Here is a 19,534-nt window from a genome sequence, read left to right as displayed (position 1 = left end):
ATGACCTCCACAATCGAAATCGAGCGTTGTCACGGCGTCAGCGCAGTTTTTGCGCACCCGTTGGTACCTGCTCCTTGGCGTGGTAGGAACTGCGTACCATGGGACCTGACTCGACGTGTTGAAATCCTCGCTTCAAGCCTTCACCACGCAACCGCAAGAATTCGGTCGGCGTATAAAAACGCTCGACGACCAGGTGTTTTTCGGTTGGCTGCAAATACTGTCCAATGGTCAAGATATCGACGTCGACGCGGCGAAGATCGTCCATCGTCGCATAAATTTCTTCCATCGTTTCGCCCACGCCAACCATAATACTGGACTTGGTCGGAATGGCGGGTTTCATCTCCTTGGCGCGGCGCAAAAGTTCAAGCGTGCGCTCGTACTTCGCACGCGAACGGACGCTGTCAGAGAGGCGCCGCACCGTCTCCACGTTGTGATTCAAGATATCCGGCTCCGCGTCCATGACGAGCCGCAGTGCGTCCCAGTTGCCGTCGAAATCGGGAATCAGCACTTCGACGCTGCAACTCGGCACCAGCTTGCGAACCTCGCGAATCGTCGCGGCGAACATCGACGCGCCGCCATCGGCGAGATCGTCCCGGGCGACACTAGTAATGACAACGTGTTCGAGACCCATAGCGACGACCGCTTCCGCGACCCGTTTGGGTTCGCGGAGATCAAGCTCTGTCGGCCGTCCCGTGTGCACGGCGCAGAACCTGCAAGCACGCGTACAGATGTCGCCGAGAATCATAAACGTGGCGGTGCGCTGTTCCCAGCATTCAAAGATGTTTGGACAGTGAGCCTCTTCACAAACCGTGTGCAGGGATTGCGTGCGCATGATGTCCTTCAAAGCCGTGTAGTTCTTGCCCGTCTTCGCCGTCACCTTGAGCCATTCCGGGCGATTTTTTCGCTGTTCTTCTATTTTTTGAGCCCGCTCTGCCTTGGCCCCAATCGTCGATTCACTCATCTTCATCATCCCAACTTGTGAGATCAAAAGCGGCGACATTCCGCTTTCGTCCTCCCTCTATTGTAACGCTTGCTAACATGAGCTTCTAGCGGCGGTCAAAGGTGCCGCTTTCGCCCCCGCTCTTATAGACCAAGCGCGTATACTCAATCTCAATCGCCCGATCGACCTTCTTACACATGTCGTACACGGTGAGCGCTGCGACGGTACAAGCGGTGAGCGCCTCCATCTCGACGCCCGTCTGATGCGCGGTATCGACCTGCGCCTCAATACGCAGCCAAGCGCATTCGGGGTGATCCCGCTCCTCGAAGTCCATATCGACCGAAACGTGATGAATGGGTACAGGATGGCATAAGGGGATTAATTCAGACGTCTTTTTCGCCGCCATAATCCCAGCTAATTCTGCAATGGTGAGGACATCGCCTTTGCGCATCGCTTGGTGTACAATAGCGTCGCGCGTCGCTCTTTGCATGCGCACCAGCGATTCGGCGACAGCTGTACGCTTGGTGATAGCTTTTTCGCTGACGTCGACCATGTGAGGTCGGCCATCCTGTGTAAAATGGTTCAAACTTTGCTCAGACACTTGACATCGCTCCTGTTGTCCATTTGTACCGACTGGCACGAGGTGATCCGACATGCAGATCGAAATTCGCCTGTTTGCAAATTTAAAGGAAATCATGGGACAAGACAAAATCAGCATCGATGTGCCAGACGCACTGCCAGCAGGTGAGCTGCCTAGTCTGGTAGCAAGCCGCTATCCGCAGCTTGAGGATGCGTTGGCGAACGTGCTTGTCGCGAAAAACCATGCGCTGGCAAGGCCGGCTGATACGTTGCGCCCAACTGACGAGATCGCATTCATTCCGCCCGTCGGGGGCGGCGAAATGGAAAGTGTCGCGCCGTGGCTGCGCGTTACCGAAAAGCCTCTCGCCGTCGAGGAAGCATATCAGCTGTTGGAAGATCCCAACCATGGCGGAACCGTATTGTTCGTTGGCACCGTTCGCGAGTGGACTGGCCAGCGGCATACCGATCACCTGGTGTACGAAGCGTATCCGGAGATGGTGTACAAACAACTAGCGACCATTCAAGCCGAAGTGGAGCGACGTTACCCAGGCATGAAGACGTTGCAATGGCACCGAATTGGCAAACTCCTACCGACCGATATCGCCGTCATCTGTGGAGCGTCCTCGCCACACCGAGCCGCTGCATTTGAGGCGGCAAACACGCTGATTGAACGACTGAAACGTGAAGCTGCCATTTGGAAGAAAGAGTACTTTGCAGATGGCTCCACAGCTTGGCGAGCCAATCCATCATCCTAGTCCACTGTCATTCTAGCACGTTGCGGTTATTCTTCTAAACGGGGCAATCCGGTCATAGACTCTCGTAGGAATTCCAACAGAGAGGTGTGTGGCCATGGATCGTACCACGCTTCGCAACGTCGTCTCACAATTCATCGCCGCTTCCGCCGCACTCCTGCTTCTCTTGGTCGGTTGTGCATGCACGGTGTGGGCATTCCTCGGCAAGTCGGGAATGCAGCAAATTGCCACCTCTGAAGCGGACGAGCTAGCGAATATCGAACTTAATCAACTTTACGGAACGGCAGACTATCAAGGACAATCCACGGCACCGACAGAGTCCATCGCGTCTGCCGTGGCGGCTCACGTCCGGCTGCCGTTTTCCGATCCACTCAAAATGTTGACCTCTCTCCTGCCCGAGACCAGTGCACAAGCCGTCCAGAATAGTGGCGCACAGACGTCGTTGTTTCAGTCGATCACGACGATTGCCAACAACAATCAGGACATTGTCCTTGGCTGGCTGCCTTCCACGTCAGCCAGTTCCTCAATCCAACTGATGGCGGATAATCCTGGCATGAACGTCGTCAGCCCAGGGTGGCTGCACCTACAGGATGCGTCTGGAAATCTAAGCGGCAGCGTATTACCGTCCGTGGTCGATTACGCCCATCAGCATGACATCAAGGTATGGGTCATGGTTGACAATCAGTTCTCAGCGACCTTGACACACGAAGTTCTCGCCAATCCAAAGGCGGAGTCGAATCTGATCGACGAACTGGTTTATCAGTCCAAGCTCTATCACTTGGACGGCGTCAACATCGATTTTGAAAATCTGGCGGCTGCGGATCGAAATCTGTTTACACAATTCATCGCGAATTTACATCGAGCCCTCGCCCCCATCCACGCCAATCTATCGGTCGACATCTCGCCGGATATCGTCCCATTGGACGATAGTCTCGCCTTTTTCCATGCTGGCTTGGCCGATAACGCAGACGAAATCGTCTTAATGGCATATGACGAACACTGGGGGACAGATCCCGATCCCGGTCCGGTCGCCGATTTGCCGTGGGTGACAGCTGGTGTCAACGATTTGCTGAACACTGGCGTACCGACCGACAAGCTCATTCTTGGCATGCCGTTTTATACTCGTTTTTGGTACGTCCACAGCGATGGGAGCGTCACCAGTTCACCCGTGAGCGCAGGAGCTGTCACCGACATTTTGCGTCAAGACAAAGCCCCCGTTGGCGCGTGGAGTCCGTCGCTTGATCTCATGTACACCAAATTTCCAGATGCCGACGGCTACACAGAAGTATGGTACCCGACGGCCAACACGTATCAAGATACCTTGTCGCTCGTGACGCAGAACGGACTTGCGGGGGTCGCGGTTTGGTCGCTCGCCTGGTCTGATCCAAACACCTGGACAACGACCGTTCAATCCTTGCGCGCAGGGAACGCTCAGACCATCCACGTTGCCGGTTGATAGGAAAGAGGGATGTGTATGGATAAGACGCTGATAGGCCTAGCGGCTGTTACAGCTGCAGGGTACGCCATATGCGCGGGGGCGCGCCCAGAAGTTGCGGCCGAAGGTTGGAACGAGGCCATCGACATGCTGGTGAACGCAATACCTTGGATTTTGGTTTCGATGTTTGCCGCAGGGCTGGCGGCGCAATTATTCGATTCGGCTGCCATCGCGCTCTGGCTCGGACCCCAATCAGGCGTGATCGGCATCACGTTGGCGGCCTTGATGGGACTTGTCGGCACTGGCTCCCGCTTTGCGGTCTATCCGCTCGCAGCTGGACTTTTGGCGGCAGATGCGGCACCAGGGGCCGTTTTTGCCTTCATGACGTCATGGCAGTTGATATCGCTCACCCGCCTGCCAGCGGAACTGCCGTTTTTCGGGATACGCTATACCGCCCTTAAAACGGCAGTTTCATTGCTGATGGCAATCGCAGGCGGCGTTGCGTTTCAAGGGCTTTGGGGGCACTGGCAGCGGCTTCGCTGACGGCGAATGCCCCTCGAACCGCCGTCATTGCACGCGCGACTCGGCCCCTCCTTCGATATATCCTTGATTCATCCAAAGCACATGTTCAATGTTCGCCTGTCCGACATTCGTCTTAGCCAATAAATAAAACTCTCGCGGCAAGGTGTGGCCCTTCACGTTCCACACGGCGATCCAGGTTTGATTTCCTTTAAGGGGAACCGACGCGATGCGCTGTAAGTGCGTCGCGTCGCGCAACACATAATCACCGTCGTGAATCATGACGGCTTCTGGCGGCGCGTAATAGATGTCGATCGAGCGTCCGTTCCAGCCGTGATCGTCCGAGCGGACCACGATGTTGCCATCTTTTGTCATGACATCAAAATGCGGATTGCGTGCTTGATAGTGCGGGAGATCCACTTTGCTTGGCGGATCGGCGATCGCGCTGGGAAGAGCTTGTTGGGCGAGCGCAGCTTGATTCGCTGGCCGATTTCCATCGCCACAGCCAGCAAGAAGCAAGGTGGCAGACAGGACAGCGACAGCCACAGGTGTTAACCGATGCATGGCGAAACCTCCAATCTTGGACTGGATGGACTATCGTGTAGTCTGCTTCCCAGCGACACGGTTATGCCCATGCGCTACAATGAATCTATGGACAAGCGTAAACATCAAGACATGGACCCAATCTATCAGATCGCGTTAAACGGTGTGATCATCCCGTATACGGTGGCAGCACCGCGTCCCAACCAGGTGCGTATCATTTTGCGCTGGGACAATGGAATGTTGCGGGTCAGTGCACCGCGAAGAACACCTATGGCCGCGATTCAAGGCGCGATCGAACGTAACCGCGAATGGGTGTTGGCACAGCAACAAACGTCGCCCGCCTTGGACGTTCTCCCTCTTGTTCCGGGGGATACCATCAGCCTGCGCGGTACGCCTTGGTCCATTCACCTGGCCGAGACAACCGTTGGGATGTACCCGGATCAAAGATGTATTTTCGTACCGGAGGCGCAACCTGCGATTCAACATCAGGTGCTATATGCTCTCATCAGGCAGCTAGCGGCCGATGTTTTGCCGAAGCGCACGTGGGCGCTGGCGACTGAGCATGGCTTATTTCCGGAGATCGTACGCGTCAGGGAACAGAGGAGCAGATGGGGGAGTTGTTCAACCAAGCGCAACATTCAGTTGAACTGGCGGCTCATCCAGGCGCCGGATCGGATCGTCGACTATGTGATCATCCATGAACTGGCGCATTTGCGGGAAATGAACCATAGTCAACGCTTTTGGTCCATCGTCGAAACCATCATCCCAGATTGGCGGCAAAGGCGCGCCTGGTTAAAGCACCATGGAAACGAATTGTTTCGGTTGCGAGAAGACGGCTGGGTGCAATCCTAAGAGGCATAGCACAGGCGGAAAGCGGTCCGCCCAAAGGGTCGAACCGCTTTCTGAGCCACCATGCATCAATACACCGGGGTTGTGGTGCAGGTTGTGGTGGTGGCATAAGGAACCAGCAAAATGAACAGGACGAAGATGATGAGGAACACAACCGCCCAGCGGGTGTAACCGCCAAACACTCCGTACATCACTACACCCCCTCGCTCAGTTCTGGTGTAGTGTATGAGGGCCCTGATTGGCTCGCAAGTGACAGCTGCCCCTGTCAAATTCATCCCTCGTGGGCCCAACCTGGACGGCCTGCATATTCTTACCCTTTGTCTTATTTGAGAAACTCCAATGCAATGGCGACAAACGCTCGGCAACCGACGGCAAGGGCTTGCTCGTCGATATCAAAACGCGGGTGGTGGTGAGGAAATGCGTCGCTGGCAAGGGGACGAATCCCGGTGAAAAAGAATGTCCCAGGCGCCACCGTTTGGTAAGCTGAGAAGTCCTCCCCGCCCATGGTCGGCACGGCTTCGGTAACCAACTCGCCCAATTCGCTTTGCAGTACATCGCGGACAAAGCGAGTAAGTTGTGGGTCATTATGCACCGGGCGGTAGCCTTTGTCGTAGTGAAACGTGTATGTGGCGCCATGCGCCGATGTGATGCCGCGGATGATATCTTCCATCCAACGCGCGGCGAGATCACGCCGTTCCTCTTGAAAGGTACGCACCGTTCCGCACAATTCCACAGAATTTGGGATCACATTGTCAGCCGTGCCTCCAACGAACTTGGTCACGCTCAAGACGAAGGGTTCGAGCGGATCGACCATACGGCTTGCAATGTGCTGCAGATTGACGACAACTTGCGCAGCAATCGCGATGGGATCGACATTCAGATGCGGTTGAGCCGCATGGCCACCACGCCCGACAATGGTGATGTGGAACGTATCTGGTGACGCCATCAAAGCGCCTTCGCGCACTCCGACGCGGCAGCTTTCGAGCTCTTGCCACAAATGTTGCCCGATAACCGCGTCCACGCCCTCCAAAACACCTTGATCGACAAGTTCCTGCGCTCCACCAGGATTCAGCTCTTCGGCGTGTTGAAAGACAAAACGAACTTCGCCCGTCAGCAGCGCCCGCTGTTCGTGTAGAATTTTGGCCGCCCCGAGCAACATGGCGGTGTGGCCGTCATGGCCGCAGGCATGCATGATGCCTGGGTGTTTCGACGCGAATGAGAGGCCCGTTTCCTCGGTTATCGGAAGCGCATCCATGTCGGCTCGCAACGCGAGTACTTTCCCCGGCCTTCCGGTGCGCAGACGGGCCACAACGCTCGTCTCAGTGGGACGGGAGATTTCAAGCCCAGGCAATTGAGAGAGCGTGTCAAACACAAATTGGGAAGTCTGTACCTCTTCAAAAGAGAGTTCAGGATTGGCATGAAGATGCCGCCGCCAACGCACCAAATCGGACTCAATTGCCTTGACCCATTGTTCGATCTCTGTCATGTATCCCCGCTCCCCTCTCGTGCGTAAATGACGCGCGTGATCGCATGAGCCACCGCCACAGTTCATCCGTATCGACCTGATGTCCCACGTAAAACGGACCAAATTCCGCGAATCGCGCGCTGGACTCATCAAAGCGCATCTCGTGAACCAATTTCTTAAACTGGAGCGGATCGTCGGCGAACAGCGTCACACCCCATTCCCAGTCGTCAAGGCCGATGGACCCACAGATAATTTGTTTGACGATCCCCGCGTAACGCCGCCCAATGGCGCCATGCGCCAGCAAGAATTTGCGGCGTTCTTCCTCGTCGAGCATATACCAGTTATCTGGATGAATCCGCCGTTTGTTCATTGGGTAGAAACAGATGTGGCGGTGTGACGGCATGGCTGGTTTGAGGCGGGCTTGAATGGCTTCATCCTGCTCAATATCGACGCCGGGCTTCGCCAAGTAACCACCCAATTCGACGACAGAGATATAGGAATACGTGGACTCCGTAAAGTCTGCCATCGGAGTGGCAGCAAACGCCGCTTTTACCTCGTTCAATTCTTCCAACGAAGGTCGCATATAGAGAAACAGGATGTCCGCCTTGTTACCAGCGATCACAAATTGCCCAAAGCTGCCTTTCCGATCTTGCTGAATCTCGTATTGGCTTTCAGCAAACCCGGCATAGGCACGCAGCAACGCATTGGCCGCAGGCTGAGACATCCCCTTCCAAAGATCATAACGAACTTTTCGAAAGTCGTGATAAACATACCATCCATCTAATGTTTTCGGGGCACTCATAACGACCTTCCTCCTTTACTGTGTCCAATTATAACAAGGTATTGGACGGGCCCCAAAGGCGTTACAGGCATGTTTCAACGACACAAGGCATAGTCTCGTTCTATATCCTTGGACAGGCAGGGGATGAATCGTGGTTCGTGCAGTGAAATGGACCGTCTTTGCAACTTCATTTGCCATGGCTGTGTATAGCACTGGTTCAGCACTCGTCGTCGCTCGCGCGGGAACCATAAACGGCATTGACCAACTTGCAGCGGCAGGTGCTGCCGAGACCATCGCCGGTCTCATTTTTTGCATGGCAAGTTTCCTTGCGATTTGGAGGTTATGGGTTGCTGCTGTTGTTCATGGACTGAATATGCTGTGGTGTAGTGCTGTGGCGGCAGCTTATGGCGACGTCACCGTCTGGCTGTGGTGCGGTGTCGCAGCCATCCATTGCGGTGTGTCAGTGTTCGCAGGATGGCGCCAACGCAAGTATCACATGCCCTCGTTGAGCAACAGTCCGTAAACTTGCGTCGGCTCACACATCCCTCGCGTTTGGTTATCCGACTCGATGTTCCATCCGCAATTTATCGGCGATCATGGCGATGAACTCCGAATTTGTCGGTTTCGTCTTGGAAGCACTGACGGTATATCCGAACACTTTCCGAATGGCGTCGATATTGCCACGCCCCCAAGCAACTTCAATGGAATGGCGAATGGCTCGTTCCACACGGGATGGTGTGGTCTTGTATCGGTCGGCAATTTTGGGATACAAAATCTTTGTGATGGATCCCAGAATCTCGACGTCTTCGTACACAATCCCTATCGCTTCCCGCAAGTAATGGTAGCCTTTGATATGTGCCGGCACGCCAATTTCATGAATAATTTGGGTGATCTGTGCATCGACGGAACGGCGGGATGGCGGCGCTGGCGCATATGTACTGGTGTGATTATAGGCCGCGACTTGCTGGGTAGCGGCGACAGGCGCGGCATTGCCGTTCATCACCTGGCGGATTCGTTCAGCCAAAAGAGGCATGTCGAAGGGCTTGAGAATGAAGTATGACACGCCCAACTCAACAGCGCGTCGGGTAACGGTCTCTTGGCCAAATGCAGTTAGCATGATCACCTTCGGAGGACGTCTCGTCACTTCAGAGAGACGTTCTAACGCTCCGATTCCGTCAAGAACTGGCATAATAATGTCTAACACCAATACATCTGGTTCTGCATCGCGAATGAGATTTAAGACGTCACTTCCGTTATACGCAATTCCACAAACCTGCATATCCGGCTGGGCCGAAATGAATTCGCCCAAAAGTTCGGCGAACTCATGATTATCGTCCGCAATCAACACCTTCATCCGAGAAGACACGAATGAACACCCTCCCTGCTTATCTGTCATTCTAAGGATTCGACGGCAAAGCGTACACTCCTGCCAAATCTATGTAATACTTTTCGTGTTGATGTATGGCTTTTCGACAACGTTCGACAAGGACCATCTCCAACGAGGTGGCCCTTGTCTTATGGAGTCCTATGTCTTATGGAGTCATTGATGTAAATGGACCGTCGACGTTTATACAGCCTTCGCCGGGCCATTCGCAAACGCCGCAGAAGCGGACTCGCCATCACGGGCGTTGTGATGAAGCATCCAATACGCATAGACTCCGTATCCGCGCGTAGGGTCTGAAACAAACACATGCGTTACCGCTCCGACAAGCTTGCCATCCTGTACGATTGGGCTGCCGCTCATACCCTGAACAATACCGCCAGCGGCCGACAACAAGCGAGGATCTGTCACTCGCAGAATCAAGCTTTTTGTCGAAGGCGTTCGCTGCCGTGATGTATTTTCAATTCGCACCTGAAATGGCTCTACCTTTTGCCCGTGCAGAACGGTGTAAATGACAGCCGGTCCCGGATGAACCTGTGTCGGCAGTGCAACAGGTATGGCTTCGCGCAAGCCTCCAGTGGCATGACAAGCGGAGACGTCTAACTTTCCAAATATTCCATACGGAGTATTTTCAGCGATGTGGCCTAGTTCACGACTCGAATGAACAAACATTCCTTTCTTTTCGCCTGGTTCGCCGATTTTTCCCGCTTGTACCCCAGTGATGACAGCAGGATACATCAAGCCCTCACCAATAATAGGCCGCCCGGTGTCGACGTCGCTAATCATGTGTCCTAGCGCTGCAAAAGCTCCTGTTTCGGGATTATAAAAGGTTAAGGTGCCAACGCCGACCGTCTTGTCCCGAACATATACGCCCAACTGCGATCCGGCGGCAGTAGCTGGACAATGCACGACGACGTCCTTTTTGTGTTCGCCTCGCTGAATTGTCAGAAGGATAGAACCCCGCTTATCGCGTATCACTTGCTGCAGTTCGATCGCCGAACGCACGGGATGCTTATCGACCGAAAGGATCATGTCGCCAATTTCCACGTGTGCGTTGGCTGCCGGCGACGAGCCATCGGATGTTCGGTGAAAACCGACCACAATGGGTCCCGTGGATGACAGGCGAATCCCTACCGCCTGGCCGCCGACCATCACCCGCTCCGCTTGCTGAACATGAACATGTGTGTGCCAAGGAATAAGTCCGAACACGCGGTTCTGAATCTCGACGTCACCAGGCTGCTGCGATGAGAGATCGACAAATGCCGGATGAGAGAAATCAGAATGCATTTGCTGTGGGGAATTAATGATACGAAAACCACCTGTGCGAGGAACCGCGACCTCATCGTCAGTCGTCATATCGATATTGGTCGGCAAGGTTTCTAGGTGCCGAACCGGTGGCGCAAAGCAAGCAAGTGTAACCGCAATCAAACTGGCAAACTTCAGCGCACGTAACCAACCCGCCATGGTTCGTTCCCTCCCCTTGGACATGACACCTCGTGCAGCGTAATCCTAAGGTGCCCGCGGCGGGCTGATCTATAACGTAAAAAAGCTCCCACCTAATTCGCAATCGTGGTCCCTCTTCGGAAGCTTTCCAGCAGTGCGCATGCATGGCGCAAAGCTGTGTCGTCCGAGACCCCGGCCCCAAGCAGCCGACCAATCTCCATAGCCCGATCTCGATCATTGAGATTCCGGACCCGTGTTGAAGTCGTATCTCCCGCAACCTCTTTGAGGATTTCAAAATGCACATGCCCCGCCGCAGCTACTTGTGGGGAGTGCGTCACACATAAGACTTGCTTATCCGAACCCAGTTCTCGCAAAAGTTCTGCGACTCGCTGGGCAGCTTCACCGCTGACGCCAGCGTCAATTTCGTCAAAAACAAGCGTCTCGACGTGTTCGAGATCAGCGACAACGACCTTGACAGCCAATAGAGTGCGCGAAAGCTCTCCGCCCGATGCAACTTTTTGCAGGGGAAGCAACGGCTGACCGCGATTTGCCCGGAAAAGGAATTGAACGTCGTCCATGCCTTCCTCTGACCTCATGTCATCCTGCCAATGAACGGTGATTTCACACTCAGCATCCATCATCTGCAATCGGCGTAACGCTTCCGTAATTTTCGCTTGCAGACGCCTAGCTGTTTCGACTCGAGCATCATGCAGTCGCCGCGCAAATTCGATATACCGTCCTTCCGTGGTGTTGACATCTTGCTCGAGGTCAGCGACACGTTGTTCGTATGACTCCAACTCAGCAAGTTTCGTCTTTGCTCGCTGTAAGTAGTCGTCGATCTCGGCTGCCGTAGAACCATATTTACGCATCAATCCCCGCAATTCGGCCAACCTGTCCTCAATTTGCGCCAAACGGGCCGGATTGACATCCAAGCGCCCAGCATAGCGACTCACCGCAAACGCAGCCTCTTCGACGTGGATCTTGGCAGCCGCAATCAACTCGTGAATTTCAGCAAACCCTTGCACACGTTCAGCCAACTCAGCGGCCTCGTGCTCAGCCGTAGCCAACTGGACTATTGCGCCAACCCGAGGATCGTCAAGACTGGTGGCTAAGGCATCGACATGCCCACGAAGCTTTTGCGCAACCAGCAGGCGTTGCCGTTCTTCGCGAAGGCTTTCGTCTTCACCGACAGCCATGTTCACTCGTTCGATTTCCTCGATCTGAAAACGACACACATCAATCTGTTGTGCCCGCTCCCGTTCGCTCACTTGCGTAGCCGCCAATTCACGTACAAGCGATTGCCACTGCATATATGTAGAAGCCGTCGCATCCAGCAACTCTCGATGACGGCCATAAAGATCCAATAAGCGCCGTTGGTACATAGGTGTTACCAACGCGACCGATTCATGCTGATCTTGCATCTCGACCAACGTCTCGCCAAGCTGACGCAACATTTGCACGGTTGCCGCGCGGCCGTTGATACGGCACTGGGACCGCCCGTTCGCGTACACCGTGCGCGAGACGACAAGTACGTCATCGCGATCGATCCCCCATTGCTCCAACAGTTGCAAAGATGCCGGGCTATCCGCGACGGCAAACACAGCTTCGATGAGCGCGTGATCCGCGCCAATCTGCACGATCTGTGAAGACACTCGCGCACCGAGCACAGCTCTTGTCGCGTCGAGCAGCAGAGATTTGCCAGCGCCCGTTTCACCTGTGAAAACATGTAGTCCCTTGCCAAATGCGAGCCGTAATTCATCAATGAGGACAAAATTGCGAACGTACAACTCGATAAGCAATACCTTTCCTCCTCACACACCAGAGGACGGATCGTTGTGAAGCTTGTTGCGAAGAACATCAAAAAACTCGCGATCCGGCCACCTGACCAGCGTCGCATCGTACGGTGCCTGACGAATCAACACTTCATCGCCTTCTTGCAACCATACGCCCTCTTGCCCATCGACCGCGAGCGCGACATCGCGATGCCGTGCATGTACCGTAAGACGCACCACAGACGACGCATCGATGACACACGGACGCGAAAACAGCGTGTGTGGACAAACCGGAGTAATCAGCATCACTTGTAGGTGCGGGCTGACGATGGGCCCGCCACAGGACAGAGAATAGGCGGTCGACCCGGTGGGCGTCGAAATGATGACACCATCCCCTGTATAGGTATCGACGTAAACATCATCGACGTGAACGTCGAGAGTTACCATGCGAGCAAACGATCCTTTGCCGATACCCGCATCATTCAATGCTGTAAATTTCGCTACCTCTTTCAAATCGCGATACACAAGGGCTTCAAGCATCAAACGCTCCTCTAAATGGTAGTCCCCGGCAACGATCCGACGGATGGCAGGTTCTAGCTGTGAAGGTTCAGATTCTGTTAGAAACCCGAGGTGACCTACATTTATGCCAAGAAGAGGAATGCGGTGCGGAGCAAGTTGACGAGCAACCCCGAGCAATGTCCCATCGCCGCCAAGAACAATGGCCAGCTCCGCCGTTTTAACCTGCGCATGGCTCGCCATAATGTCGGTATCGTGATTGACCGAGACGTCGATCACGCCGATGCCTGCTCGTTCCAATTGCTCTGTAACATCGTTGCGGACCGAACAAGCCTCTGCTTTTTGCGGATTGTACAAGAGAGCAATCTGGCGCAAATGTCCTCCCCCATCCCTACATGCGGTGAAGCCAAGCGAATACGACCAGTGCACCCCCACCAAGCCAAGCCAAATTGTGCAACCAGTGTCGCATTTGTTGACGCCGCGGTTTGGCAATCAAAAATTCAGCACGTTGAATACGCTCATTCAGGACATCGACAAAGAGCACACCGTGCACACCGAGGATCACGGCGAGCGGAAAATACCGTTCATTCACTTCGGTTTCCGGTACCTTATGGATCGTTACAAAAACAGCATACTCGCGTCCATTTTTGCGCGCAATAAAGTCGGCGCTCATCGAATAGCTCCATTGCGAATCGTCGACGCGACCCACATATTCCGCCTTGCCTTCGATCCGCAGAATATCGTACCCGTTCTCTTCAAGCCATTTGCGCGCAACCGATTTCAAACCATCGACGCGATTCTCACGATCCCGATACAGCCACTCGCGACACAACGAGCGAATGACGAGGCCAACACAAATACACGCCGCCAGCAAAACCAAGCCCGTCAGCACTAACCCAACTCCCGACCGTCACCCGAATACACGGCTGGTCAACCGGGTTCCTTCCCGTTGCCTCCCACAGCTTGCCATGCAGACTGGACAACGTCGGAACAGCGCGATCGCCATACGGCCGTTTGTTCTGGGCTCCCAAACATCCTCCACCAAGCGAGAAACTCAATATTGCCGTCGCCGCCCGAAATCGGAGAGTAATCAAGCCCCCAACAGGACCAGCCGAGTGTCGTGACATGATCCAGCATGTCCAACAACACGTCCAGATGAACCTGTTTGTCGCGAACGATGCCGCCCTTCCCGACTTTCCCTCGTCCCGCTTCAAACTGAGGCTTAATCAGACTGACAATATCCGAAGCGGGGTGACACACCTCCGCCAGCTTGGGAAACAGCAATTTTGTGGAGATGAATGAAACGTCCATGACAGCCAGTTCCGGAGTCGGATCAAACCATTTCGGATCGGCATGGCGGAAATTGAACCGCTCCATCACACGTACCCGCTCGTCCTGCCGTAACGACCACGCCAACTGGCCATATCCCACATCGACCGCATAGACCAAGCGCGCTCCGTGCTGCAGCAGACAATCGGTGAAGCCACCCGTCGATGCTCCGACATCGATGGCCACGCGATCCGCCACGGGGACGCCGAACATCGTTAACGCCCGTTCCAACTTCAGACCGCCACGTGACACAAATTGATGCGGCGGACGCTTTACCGTAACCTGCCGTTCCGGGTTGATTTGTGTCCCAGGTTTCTCAACGCGCACCCCATCGACATCGACCAGGCCAGCCATCACGGCCCGCCGCGCCGCCTCCCGGCTTGGAAAGTCACCCCGTTCATGTAAAAACACGTCCAATCGAACTTTGGCCATGCTGTCTTCCTTTCTTGCCTCACATCCGATTTGTCCGCCGCAACCGTGCCGGATTGCGCCCGACAAGAGCAACTGTCTCCCATACCCGTGCGGCAAACAGGATGATGGGTGTCGGCGAATGAATCGCGACTGTCTTTCCGACAGCCTTGCCTCCGACGGTCAACGCGGTGATGACAGCTGTGATGCCGATTTTCCACGCCTCCTGCGACCACCCCTGGGCGTGCACGGCAAGCAATACCTGCACGCTCACAGCAAGCGCACCAGCTCCGCTTAAGACACCCGCAATATCACCGATGACATCACTGCAAACACTCGATACCTTTTCGGCATTGCGAACAATGGCTATCGCCCGACGGGCACCATAAACACGCTTGGAGGCCATCGCGTGAAACGGTGTCTCCCGCGCAGCCGCAGCCGCCATGCCAAGCATGTCGAACAGCGCACCGATACAAACGATGAGGAGCACGATCACGGCGCCAATGTACCAACTGGTCTGATTTAAAAAAATGGTAGATGTATCGAAAACCGCACTGATAGGCAAAGTCAGTGCGGCGATAGTCCAAACAAATTTGAAATTGGCTGACCTCGAACCGTTCTTCTTCATTGAAACCTCACTCAATGCAGGGTTCTCACGCAGGTATGTAATGAAAATCAAAGGGTGGCAGTTTCCTGAGTAAACGCTGTGGCTTAGGTCCAGTAGGTTTTCCCAAGCGTTCACCGAGACGTCGCCGTCACGGTGGTTTCCCATTATGAACGCCTTGACAGCGTCACCGACTGTCAGACTGGATTACCACTTAGTCCACACTATAATCCTCAGAAAACCTCGCCTTGTAGCGAACAGTCTAGGCGTTTTCCGCAACAGCCGCGAACGCGCCCTAGCCTCTTTTGCAGTACGGATTTCACCCAGCACCGGCGGCGTCTCCGTGGCCGCGGGACGCCACCTGAATTCCTGGGATCCTTCAGCACCACTTCAAGGCAGGCTACACTGCACACAGATTGCCTCCGCATGCAGGTTCATACCCCAAGCCATAACCCTTCCCCATGGATTGCGAGCTACGCACTTGGGCCTCCGCGAAAGCTGGGTTAGTCTCCGCATGCCATTGCGGGCTACCCAACTTTCTTAACTCCCAGCATAAGCCCAGGGCTGGGCGCCCCAAGCCAACACCAGGAACTTCATCGATGTGCCCTTTGACGGATTTTTAGCCCCGCCTTCAGGCGCGGACGGCTGACTAGAATACTGCGCCACCCATTGACAATCGTCAGTGTATGACCATTACCCGAAAAACGACTTTACATCTTCGTATTATATCACATGATGAGGCCCAATACCCGTAGTCGTTTGCTGGACAACTTTGCAAAGAAGTGATGTCACAGCAACTTTTGGCGCATTGCGACGTCAATGGGAACGAACGAGTACGAGCGACTGTAATTCATCCAAGTAGGAGGAATAGATCCCGCACCTGCGCAACGCTTCTTGCCCACGCGCGATCGTTTCCTCAGCAAGACGCCGGGTCTCATCGATCCCGATAAAGCGCGGATAGGTCAGCTTGCCTTCTGCCTCGTCCTTGCCCGCCGTCTTTCCCAACTCGGCAGTCGAACCAACTACGTCCAAGACATCGTCAACCATTTGAAAGGCCAGCCCCAAAGCCTCGCCATAGGTCGAGAGAGCTTCCTGCGCTTCCTGATCCAGTTCCGGAAAGAGACTGCCAATCTCTACTGCAGCTTGAATCAACCGCGCCGTCTTGTGAAGGTGAATAAACTGAACGTCTGCCAATGTTCCCTGCCCGCCTGTTCGCTCGACGTCCACCGCCTGTCCACCGACCATGCCGTTTGCGCCCGCACGGGAAGCCAGGATTTGAACCATGCGCAATTGCCGTGCAGGCGGGACTTCCGGAATCGGTTGCGACAGTAAGGCGAACGCCTCGGTCAGGAGTCCGTCGCCGGCGAGCAATGCCATGGCCTCGCCAAACACCACGTGGTTGGTGGGCTGTCCGCGACGCAAGCTATCATCGTCCATACAAGGCAAATCATCGTGAATCAAGGAGTAGCAGTGGATCATCTCCAACGCGGCCGCCGCCGGCAACACTCGCTCACGACCGACGCCAAACGTCTGAGCGGTCGCCATCAGCAACGCCGGGCGCAGACGCTTGCCATCCGCCATTAAGCTGTAATTCATCGCTTCATATAGACGCGTCGCCAGACCTTCGGTGTGAAGCAGCTGCTTCAAATATGCGTTTAACTCTACCTTGCAGGTCTCTAAATAAGAGCCCATACCGATCACGCCCTTTCCTCGCCTGCCGGTCCTTCTTCCACCGCATCGAGGGTAAGCTGCTCCAACTGGAACTCTGCTTTGTCCAACTGTTCACGGCAGAACGCAACCAACCGCATCGACTCCTCGTAGGCACGTATCGAGGCGTCGAGTGGCAAATCGCCGGCCTCTAGCTTGCGCACAATTTCATCAAGTCGTTGCATGGCTTGCTCAAATGTCAAGTCTGATTTGCTCGCTTCGTTCTCGCCCGTCACCATGTCGTTTCACCTCCGCTTCGACCATTCCATCGACCACCTGGATCTGAATGCGCCTGCCCGGCGTGAATTGTTCGACGCTCGCCAATACCTGGTCACCAGCTTGATCGAGCACCAAACTGTAACCGCGCCGCAATACCGCCAACGGATTTAACGCCTCAAGCGCCGCAATCGTCCGGTCGAGATCGGCCTGTGATCGCCCAATACGCGCCTGCAAAACCTGTCCCAGCCGACTTTCCAAGCGCTCGATGCAATGGCGGTAATCACCGAGGAAATGCCGCAAATCGGTTCGAAGCAGGCGGCGTTCGAGATCATCGAGACGTCTCCTCGCTTGCACCGTTGGCCGCCTGAACGATTCGCGCAACCTGCCTTCCAAAAAGTCCACGGCTTGCCGTTGGGGCATTAACAGGCGCTCGGGGAAGCGAAAAAGTGGACGATTTTCGATTTGCTGCAACGTTTTCCGATACAGTTGCACCTTTGCCGCAACAGCCGCCTGTGAGCGCGCCAATGTCTGCGACAACTGCAATTGTAGGTCGCGGTAATGCGGTGCCACCAATTCGGCCGCCGCGGTCGGCGTCGCCGCGCGCACGTCCGCGACATAGTCGCAAATGGTGACATCCGTCTCATGCCCAACCGCCGAGACAATAGGAATCGGCGAACGGGCGACGGCACGCGCCACCTCTTCTTCGTTAAACGGCCACAGTTCCTCGAGCGATCCGCCGCCACGCCCCACAATGATGACATCCACCGGCTCTGATAATCGCCACAGCCGTTCCAAGGCTGCGACAATCGTTCGGGATGCGGCAACACCCTGCACCTGGGCGGGGGCAAGAACAACACGAGCCAACGGATAGCGGCGCTCCAGCGTCGTACAAATATCGCGTATGACCGCCCCCGTTGCAGACGTCACGACGCCGATTCGCTTCGGATACATCGGCAGCTTTCGCTTTCTCTCAGCGGCAAACAGTCCTTCCGCCTGCAGTTGATTCCTCAACTGCTCAAACCGGACATACAGGGCACCGACGCCATCAGGCTGCAGATCGTCGACATACAATTGATACTGGCCATCGCGATCGAAAACGCTGACCGTCCCGAGCGCGATGACCCGCATGCCGTCTTCGGGCTTAAACCGCAACCTGCGATTCCGGCCTGCAAACATCACCGCCCGTATGCGGCTGGTTTCGTCCTTTAAAGTAAAGTACATATGGCCGCTGGAGTGATGTTTGAAGTTCGAAATTTCCCCTGCCACATAACATTGGGTGAGACTTGGGTCCGCTTCAATCCGGCGCTTAATCCGCAAGTTGAGCTCGGTGACCGTGAAAACAGTCGCTGCCGAGGGAGAGAGCGCGGCTTCACTCATCGATGTCACCCCCTCTTTCCACGCCTCTGTTCGCAGAGAGAAACGGCATTGGCGACAAGCATGGCCACCGTCATCGGCCCGACCCCACCTGGAACCGGCGTAATGGCACTAACAAGGGGCGCCACTTGCTCGAAGTCGACATCGCCAAGCAAACGGCCATCGACGCGGTTCATGCCGACATCGATGACGACCGTTGCCGGCCTGACGTGCTCCCTGCCAATCAGATGTGGCACACCTGCCGCCACAACAAGAACATCGGCTTGTCTGGTGTAGGATGATAGATTGACGGTCTGACGATGGCATTGTACCACGGTGGCTCCACGCGACAAGAGCAATTGCGCGGTCGGCCAACCAACCAGGCGGCTGCGGCCGACGACGACAGCAGTTTGACCCGCAATCGGCACATTGGCAAAATCCAGAAGGCGCACAATTCCCGCGGCCGTACACGGCCAAACTGGCGGTTTGCCCTGACTCGCTCGCCCTAGATTGGCAGGGTGCAGGCCGTCCACGTCCTTTTCCGGCGATATGGCGGCAAGCACGCGATCCGCATGCAGATGCGACGGCAACGGCAGTTGAACGAGAACGGCATCCACGCTGTCATCCTCGTTCAACCGCCCGATAAACTGCACCAAGTCCAATTCCTGAATCGCAACAGGCAGTTCGTGCACCATCGCGTTCAATCCCAAATCCGTAGCCAACCTGCGCTTACTGCGTACATAGGACGCAGAAGATGGATCGTCACCGACGAGAACAAGTGCCAGCCCGGGTACAATGCCCCGCTCGCGCAAACGCTGTACGCGCTCTGTCACGTCTCGCTTCACTTCAGCCGCGACTTGCTTGCCATCGATGATTTGAGCCACGTGCCTCACCTTCCGTTTCAATCCTGGCATGTACAACTTCCTAAAAGAACAGGGG

Annotated in this window: 22 protein-coding genes; 5 read left to right on the top strand and 17 right to left on the bottom strand. The window is 55.2% G+C overall.

All coding sequences use genetic code 11. The features are described 5' to 3' along the window. Window positions 1-37: 37 nt before the first annotated feature. Together lipA and moaC are read right to left on the bottom strand one after the other, a co-directional pair. Window positions 38-961 carry a lipoyl synthase gene (gene lipA / locus C7445_RS11115; protein ID WP_243835145.1) on the bottom strand — a complete coding sequence of 308 codons (924 nt, stop codon included), beginning with the start codon at window positions 959-961 and terminating at the stop codon, window positions 38-40. Window positions 962-1,046: 85 nt separating this feature from the next. Next, the gene (gene moaC / locus C7445_RS11110; RefSeq protein ID WP_134160331.1) at window positions 1,047-1,541 is read right to left on the bottom strand and encodes a cyclic pyranopterin monophosphate synthase MoaC; all 495 of its coding nucleotides are present in this window, start codon (window positions 1,539-1,541) and stop codon (window positions 1,047-1,049) included. Between the two features lie 52 nt (window positions 1,542-1,593). On the opposite strand from moaC, the gene C7445_RS11105 reads away from it, so the two are divergent. The 3 genes from C7445_RS11105 to C7445_RS11095 all read left to right on the top strand — a co-directional run bounded on the left by C7445_RS11105 (window position 1,594) and on the right by C7445_RS11095 (window position 4,249). Continuing rightward, complete coding sequence (locus C7445_RS11105; RefSeq protein ID WP_134160329.1) at window positions 1,594-2,274, top strand: molybdenum cofactor biosynthesis protein; 681 nt, start codon at window positions 1,594-1,596, stop codon at window positions 2,272-2,274. Between the two features lie 94 nt (window positions 2,275-2,368). Further along, on the top strand, window positions 2,369-3,727 hold the full coding sequence (locus tag C7445_RS11100) for a glycosyl hydrolase family 18 protein (RefSeq protein WP_134160327.1): 1,359 nt from the start codon (window positions 2,369-2,371) through the stop codon (window positions 3,725-3,727). 18 nt (window positions 3,728-3,745) lie between these two features. Continuing rightward, a complete protein-coding gene (locus C7445_RS11095; RefSeq protein WP_134160325.1) occupies window positions 3,746-4,249 on the top strand; it encodes a hypothetical protein in 504 nt (167 codons plus the stop codon). A 24-nt stretch (window positions 4,250-4,273) separates the two neighbouring features. Here the strand turns inward: C7445_RS11095 and C7445_RS11090 are convergent, their stop codons facing one another. Then, entirely contained in the window at window positions 4,274-4,789 is a 516-nt protein-coding gene (locus C7445_RS11090) for a hypothetical protein (protein ID WP_134160323.1), read from the bottom strand. On the opposite strand from C7445_RS11090, the gene C7445_RS11085 reads away from it, so the two are divergent. Further along, the gene (locus C7445_RS11085; protein ID WP_134160321.1) at window positions 4,784-5,620 is read left to right on the top strand and encodes a M48 family metallopeptidase; all 837 of its coding nucleotides are present in this window, start codon (window positions 4,784-4,786) and stop codon (window positions 5,618-5,620) included. The two genes, C7445_RS11090 and C7445_RS11085, sit on opposite strands and share 6 nt — an antisense overlap. 65 nt (window positions 5,621-5,685) lie before the next feature. Here C7445_RS11085 and C7445_RS14890 read toward each other — a convergent pair whose 3' ends face one another. The 3 genes from C7445_RS14890 to hemQ form a co-directional block, all read right to left on the bottom strand. Next, window positions 5,686-5,808, bottom strand: a complete 123-nt coding sequence (locus tag C7445_RS14890; protein ID WP_279586214.1) for a hypothetical protein — start codon at window positions 5,806-5,808, stop codon at window positions 5,686-5,688. A 131-nt stretch (window positions 5,809-5,939) separates the two neighbouring features. Next, on the bottom strand, window positions 5,940-7,103 hold the full coding sequence (locus C7445_RS11080; protein WP_134160319.1) for an amidohydrolase: 1,164 nt from the start codon (window positions 7,101-7,103) through the stop codon (window positions 5,940-5,942). Beyond that, window positions 7,069-7,884 (bottom strand): hydrogen peroxide-dependent heme synthase, encoded by an 816-nt coding sequence (gene hemQ, locus C7445_RS11075; protein ID WP_243835144.1) that lies wholly within the window; start codon window positions 7,882-7,884, stop codon window positions 7,069-7,071. Before hemQ ends, C7445_RS11080 begins: the two co-directional genes overlap by 35 nt. A gap of 130 nt (window positions 7,885-8,014) precedes the next feature. On the opposite strand from hemQ, the gene C7445_RS11070 reads away from it, so the two are divergent. Continuing rightward, window positions 8,015-8,386: a hypothetical protein gene (locus C7445_RS11070; RefSeq protein WP_134160317.1), complete on the top strand. Its 372-nt coding sequence runs from the start codon at window positions 8,015-8,017 to the stop codon at window positions 8,384-8,386. 33 nt (window positions 8,387-8,419) lie between these two features. Here C7445_RS11070 and spo0A read toward each other — a convergent pair whose 3' ends face one another. From spo0A to C7445_RS11010, 11 genes are all read right to left on the bottom strand, one after another. Further along, a complete protein-coding gene (gene spo0A, locus C7445_RS11065; RefSeq protein WP_208320908.1) occupies window positions 8,420-9,217 on the bottom strand; it encodes a sporulation transcription factor Spo0A in 798 nt (265 codons plus the stop codon). Window positions 9,218-9,430: 213 nt separating this feature from the next. Further along, window positions 9,431-10,708 carry a SpoIVB peptidase gene (spoIVB, locus tag C7445_RS11060; protein ID WP_243835143.1) on the bottom strand — a complete coding sequence of 426 codons (1,278 nt, stop codon included), beginning with the start codon at window positions 10,706-10,708 and terminating at the stop codon, window positions 9,431-9,433. A gap of 92 nt (window positions 10,709-10,800) precedes the next feature. Next, on the bottom strand, window positions 10,801-12,486 hold the full coding sequence (recN, locus tag C7445_RS11055) for a DNA repair protein RecN (RefSeq protein WP_134160311.1): 1,686 nt from the start codon (window positions 12,484-12,486) through the stop codon (window positions 10,801-10,803). Between the two features lie 12 nt (window positions 12,487-12,498). Beyond that, window positions 12,499-13,350 (bottom strand): NAD(+)/NADH kinase, encoded by an 852-nt coding sequence (locus C7445_RS11050; RefSeq protein ID WP_134160309.1) that lies wholly within the window; start codon window positions 13,348-13,350, stop codon window positions 12,499-12,501. 16 nt (window positions 13,351-13,366) lie between these two features. Further along, on the bottom strand, window positions 13,367-13,867 hold the full coding sequence (locus C7445_RS11045; RefSeq protein WP_134160307.1) for a hypothetical protein: 501 nt from the start codon (window positions 13,865-13,867) through the stop codon (window positions 13,367-13,369). Between the two features lie 38 nt (window positions 13,868-13,905). Beyond that, window positions 13,906-14,736, bottom strand: coding sequence for a TlyA family RNA methyltransferase (locus C7445_RS11040; RefSeq protein ID WP_134160305.1), 831 nt, complete (start codon window positions 14,734-14,736; stop codon window positions 13,906-13,908). A 19-nt stretch (window positions 14,737-14,755) separates the two neighbouring features. Next, on the bottom strand, window positions 14,756-15,340 hold the full coding sequence (locus C7445_RS11035) for a CNNM metal transporter family protein (protein WP_134160303.1): 585 nt from the start codon (window positions 15,338-15,340) through the stop codon (window positions 14,756-14,758). Between the two features lie 792 nt (window positions 15,341-16,132). Continuing rightward, window positions 16,133-17,008, bottom strand: a complete 876-nt coding sequence (locus C7445_RS11025; protein ID WP_134160301.1) for a polyprenyl synthetase family protein — start codon at window positions 17,006-17,008, stop codon at window positions 16,133-16,135. Window positions 17,009-17,013: 5 nt separating this feature from the next. Then, window positions 17,014-17,262, bottom strand: a complete 249-nt coding sequence (gene xseB, locus C7445_RS11020; protein WP_134160299.1) for an exodeoxyribonuclease VII small subunit — start codon at window positions 17,260-17,262, stop codon at window positions 17,014-17,016. Further along, the gene (gene xseA, locus C7445_RS11015; protein WP_134160298.1) at window positions 17,216-18,619 is read right to left on the bottom strand and encodes an exodeoxyribonuclease VII large subunit; all 1,404 of its coding nucleotides are present in this window, start codon (window positions 18,617-18,619) and stop codon (window positions 17,216-17,218) included. The genes xseB and xseA overlap by 47 nt, the downstream gene beginning before the upstream one ends. A 5-nt stretch (window positions 18,620-18,624) precedes the next feature. Further along, window positions 18,625-19,479 (bottom strand): bifunctional 5,10-methylenetetrahydrofolate dehydrogenase/5,10-methenyltetrahydrofolate cyclohydrolase, encoded by an 855-nt coding sequence (locus tag C7445_RS11010; RefSeq protein WP_134160296.1) that lies wholly within the window; start codon window positions 19,477-19,479, stop codon window positions 18,625-18,627. Between the last annotated feature and the right edge of the window lie 55 nt (window positions 19,480-19,534).

Origin of the sequence: Alicyclobacillus sacchari (genome assembly GCF_004366795.1) — a bacterium.
GTDB lineage: Bacteria > Bacillota > Bacilli > Alicyclobacillales > Alicyclobacillaceae > Alicyclobacillus > Alicyclobacillus sacchari.
The sequence above is the reverse complement of the archived record's forward strand: the minus strand, read 5'-3'. Positions and strand labels throughout refer to the sequence as shown.